Origin of the sequence: Methylophaga sp. UBA5088, assembly GCF_002414625.1 — a bacterium.
Classification (GTDB): domain Bacteria; phylum Pseudomonadota; class Gammaproteobacteria; order Nitrosococcales; family Methylophagaceae; genus Methylophaga; species Methylophaga marina.
Window position 1 is genome coordinate 467 of the sequence record NZ_DIAC01000060.1, and the last position, 4,713, is coordinate 5,179.

The following is a 4,713-nucleotide window of genomic DNA, read 5'->3' on the forward strand; positions in this document are numbered from 1 at the left end:
GTTCGACAACAGATCTTAAGGGCGCCATCACCAGCTTTAATAGTGAATTTCAGAAAGTCAGCCAATTTTCAGCTGATGAAATGCTGAAGGTGAATCACAACATCATCCGTCATCCAGATATGCCACCTGAAGCGTTCAAAGATCTCTGGGACACGCTCAAAGCCAAAAAGCACTGGATGGGCCTGGTCAAAAACAGAGCCAAGTCAGGAGACTTCTATTGGGTGGATGCCTACGTTACGCCTGTTTTTGATGGTGAAAAAATTATCGGCTATGAATCGGTGCGTTTTAAGCCACAAGAAGAGGACATCGACAGGGCAAACAAGGTATATAAACGCATCAATGCGGGCAAGAAATTCTCAGGTAACATTCTGAAAAACTTATCCATAAAGACAAAGTCCCACATCACGAACACAATCAACTCACTTATTGCTGTTTTGAGCTTTGCTGGTCTTGAAATGCAGTTTGGTCATTTTTTAGTGTCTCTTTCCGGCGCCGTCGTTATCGCTGGTATAGCCCACCTTGGTTTTAAACGCTGGCTATTCTCATCATTGGATGCTGCCGTGGATGAGGCTCGGAGACAGGTTGACAATCCTCTCATGGCTTATGTGTACTCAGGGAGCACGGATGAGATCAGTCAAATCACACTCGCAAATAAGCTCTTGAATGCTAAACTCCGCACAGTGCTTGTCCGGCTCTCTGATACAGCAGAAAAGATTGCAATTGAGGCAAACAGGACATTTCACTCTCAACAAAACATCAAGAAATCTGTTGACTCTCAAGCCTCGCAGTCAGATCAGATTGCTACAGCAATGACAGAGATGTCTGCTTCAATTCAGGAGGTGGCGAGAAGTGCAGCGGAGGCTGCTACCAATGCGGGCGCAGTTGATACCTTGAGTCAAAATAGTTCTATCAAAGCGACAGCCGCCATTGATTCACTCGCCTCACTTGAGGCCTCATTTGAGAATATTGTTGAAGTGGTTCAGCAATTGCAGGTTAATGCCGGTGAAATCAACCCAATAGTGAATGTGATAAGTGAAATCACTGAGCAGACTAACCTATTGGCTTTGAATGCCGCCATTGAGGCTGCCAGAGCGGGGCAGGCAGGGAGAGGTTTTGCCGTGGTAGCTGATGAGGTCAGGCAACTAGCATCACGAACACAGGACTCAACCCAAGAGATTTCAAGGCTCATTGAACAGCTCAACCAGGCTGTTGCTAACGCAGTGAGTCAGGTGGAGCAGAGCCAGACTAGTGCATCACAGAGTAAAACAGAAGTGGAGAATGCAATTAATTCAATCGGGGATATTGCAGATAAAATCGATAAGCTTAATGAGCTCAACACCATGATTGCCACAGCCGTTGAAGAGCAGAGCTCTGTGAGCGAAGACATTAACCGGAATATTGTTCATATGAGCCATGATGCCGAGAGTGTAGTGACTAATATCTCCAAAGTTAATCAAAACACGGAGTCTCTGGCTCATGAATCAGACGAGCTGAGCAACATGATAAAGCGCTTCTCAGAGCGTTAGCTCTAATTGAACATAAAGTATGCATTTGCTGCCTTAACAAGCAGTAACCGTTACTAATCAAACACTAGTCCATTTTATACAGAGAGCTTCATGAATAATGAACCTGTTGAAGCTAAGAGCTTCAAACAGCATGTTCAATTAGAAGAAATTCGTTTTTTTGCTCTGGTATGTGTTGGAAGCTGCCTGTATCACTTTGTTTTTCTGTATTGCACCTTGTCGCAAGTCGCCATGCAAAACAGGGCTGAAATGAAGTAGCCAGGAACCGTCTTGTTGACGCACTATGACCTATTGGGTAGTTTTGACGCTTTTTTGAATGGAATCGAGAGCGGTGAATAAAAAGTCTACCCTGCTTCGCGGCCTGTTAATGTGGCTTGTTTTAACTGGTTTGGCTGCGATGGGTGTTATAAGCATGCCAAGCTTATACGAAACTATCGTCAATGGACTGACTAAACTCATTATCCAGCTTGGCTACAACCCCAGCAACACCTTTTCACTTAGTGTATTCGCGGTAATGGGGGGCGTGATGGCGTTGAGTATTGCCATCATTATCCTCATTCTGAAGTTGCTGATCTTGCCATTTATCACCTGGTCAAAAAATAAACTGGGATATATTTCAGTCGCGGCTTTTGCTCCGATGGCAATTTTTTTGTTAGGCGACTACCTGTTTTTCGCTGACGATTTTAGTCTGCTATCCCCCTTACTCATTGCCGTGACGGTTACCTATCCCCACTGGATTGGAATAAAAGGTCACCAACCAAAACTAAAACCAATCGCATTCGCTGTGATTGCTGTTGCTCTTCTCTCAATGGTGGTTGAGTTTATATCTGACCAGTACGTTGAGTATCAGGAAGAAAAATTCCAGAGTAAAACCAGTGAAGAGCATCACCAGGATGTCATCGACCTTCTCAAAAAACATGACAAAGTCGATATTACCCCTGTATTGGATTTACTTAATGAGGGCAAAGGCAACCAGTTTGTAAAGCTCAGTAAAACGGGGGAGGTGTTGCCGGAAGATGCAAATGAGTGGGCGTGTGTGTGGGACCAAAACTCACAGCGAATCTGGGAAATAAAAACCACCGATGGTGGTGTTCAGGATGCTCAAAAACGCTATTCATTTGGTGGTAAAACCGAATCCTCCCTGTCCATTGAAAAAAAACCGGGTGGATTTTGTTTTTCGTAAATTGACGTCGAAAGGCTTCAGTCCTCGTAAAGATTTGGCCAGAGCAGAGTCAGCCGAAGCAAGCTGGACTGAATTGGTTGATACTGTGAACAAACAGAAGCTCTGTGGATTGAGCAACTGGCGTGTCCCGAATGTTTTTGAAGCAGTTAGCCTCCATAGTGCCTATACTGATGGTTTGGACAAGTTCTATGATGCCCAGGTTTGGGATTTACCCGGCTCGGACTACCAGAAGACCCATTTAAATCCCGTGTTTTTCCCTCATGCTCACACCAAGATGTGGACAAATACCATTGATGGCCACTTAACTCGCAAGGGAGCTAGCGTAACCTTTCATAAAGTGAAAGATGACCGAAATATCTTCACGCTGGAATTGAGAACGAACAAGCAGTTAGTGAGGCTGGTCAGTGATGCAAAAATGTCTGAAAGCGCTTACGAGCAAGTCGAGAATAATCAACGACTGGCAGAGGCAGAGTCAAAGGCAGAGCAGCAGAAACAGGATGCTGAGCGAGACTTCATAGAAAATATCAATGTTGGCCTGGTCGAGTTTGGTCAGTACGTGGCTGATTTCAACAGTAATCTGCTCTGGATGCGTTGTCCCGTAGGGATGACCTACATCTCTGGTCAGTGTTCGGGGCAGCCTAAAGTAATGGCCTATGCTAGTTACAACGCTGATTACTACGACTTGACTCCTGAGTACAACCCGCTCAATTCGCGCCATCCGTGGCGGATCCCGAGCTTGGCCGAGCAAAAGTCCTTATCCGCCTGCTTAACAGCCAGCGTCTTTAGGCCTTCAGCAAGACACCTCTTCGAGACTGATCCTGGCTTTTTCGGTATGGCAGATACCCGCTCAGCGACCGATCTGGAAAAAGAGCATCAAGCCAGTTGCGAACACACGCCACGTTATGCCCAAGTGCATGAGCTTTTCCCAAATAACCCTCGGTTAGTCTATGCACTCGTTAATTCTGAAGAGTGGGGGGTGAGCTCCTTGTCGGGCAAAGTCTCTATGTTTGACGTTGATAAAAACCTGCAGGTTAACGCCAATAAGTCCCAATCCGACGTCAATGATAAAGGGGCTTATCGCCTGGTCAGGCTGATGACTGCAAAAGAGCGCGCGAAAGCCAAACGACAGTATGCTGAACAGCTGAGAGGGCATGAGACCAAGAAAGACAAAGATTCAGATGCAACTGATAAAGGGACAGCTTCAAAGACGGAAGCAAAATCACATCACCCATCACAATTAAAGGAAAAAGTGAACTTCCCTGCTGGGAGTCAAGCATTTCAGCAAGCAGCCAAGAAAGTCAACACAGCACCCAGAACTACTCCGGTCATCAAGAACTCAACCAGTAAAAGGGATTATGTCACTAACGAGGGGCTTGTCATTGACCGTGACAATAATGTGATGTGGATGCGTTGCAGTATAGGGCAAATGTGGAGCGGTAACACCTGTTCAGGCATGGCAACCAAGCTTACAAAAGAAGAGGCTCAAAAAGTGGCTCAAGCGCAATCCTATGGTGGTTATTCTGATTGGCGTTTACCGGCCGCCGATGAGCTTGAGTCACTGATTCATTGTTCTAACGGCACTGATGCCAGAAGGTATGACCTTAATCTCGGGTGCGGTCACAGAGAGAGTAAGCCAGACTTTATTATTCCGACATATCTGCACGATGTATTCCCCGCAGAGCAATACCCCAAATACAACACTTACTGGTCAACATCAGAGAGTAAAACAATGCCTGGCTATACCGTGTCAGTGTCTTTTGATGATGGTAAATATTACGTTAGCAAAGTAAGTTGGCAAAAAGGAAAAGTCAGGCTTATTCGCAGCTCTGATTGATATTTAGCCGAGTCAGCTTCTCTCAAATTTTACAGGTTCGATATATACTGAAAAGACTAGTATTAAATCGAAGCACTGCTTAGACTTAATTAGCGAGGCAGATCAGCATTATCAAGCTTCAAACAAAAATGTATGGGATCGAATGTTGCGAGCCCCCGCTACCAATAGAATAT

General features: G+C 45.4%; 4 protein-coding genes. All 4 read left to right on the forward strand.

The window, feature by feature from the left end; translation table 11 throughout:
- Positions 1–1,526 (forward strand): methyl-accepting chemotaxis protein (locus B4K20_RS08110; RefSeq protein WP_289282520.1); only part of this gene is annotated, 1,526 nt, incomplete at its 5' end.
- 90 nt (positions 1,527–1,616) lie between these two features.
- A complete protein-coding gene (locus B4K20_RS08115; RefSeq protein ID WP_289282521.1) occupies positions 1,617–1,781 on the forward strand; it encodes a hypothetical protein in 165 nt (54 codons plus the stop codon).
- 73 nt (positions 1,782–1,854) lie between these two features.
- Entirely contained in the window at positions 1,855–2,706 is an 852-nt protein-coding gene (locus B4K20_RS08120; protein ID WP_289282522.1) for a hypothetical protein, read from the forward strand.
- Complete coding sequence (locus tag B4K20_RS08125) at positions 2,621–4,540, forward strand: DUF1566 domain-containing protein (protein ID WP_289282523.1); 1,920 nt, start codon at positions 2,621–2,623, stop codon at positions 4,538–4,540. The genes B4K20_RS08120 and B4K20_RS08125 overlap by 86 nt, the downstream gene beginning before the upstream one ends.
- Positions 4,541–4,713 lie beyond the last annotated feature (173 nt).

Coding starts and splice junctions, on each gene's coding strand:
- B4K20_RS08115 (WP_289282521.1), top strand. CDS start 1,617: ATGAATAATGAACCTGTTGAAGCTAAGAGCTTCAAACAGCATGTTCAA.
- B4K20_RS08125 (WP_289282523.1), top strand. CDS start 2,621: ATGCTCAAAAACGCTATTCATTTGGTGGTAAAACCGAATCCTCCCTGT.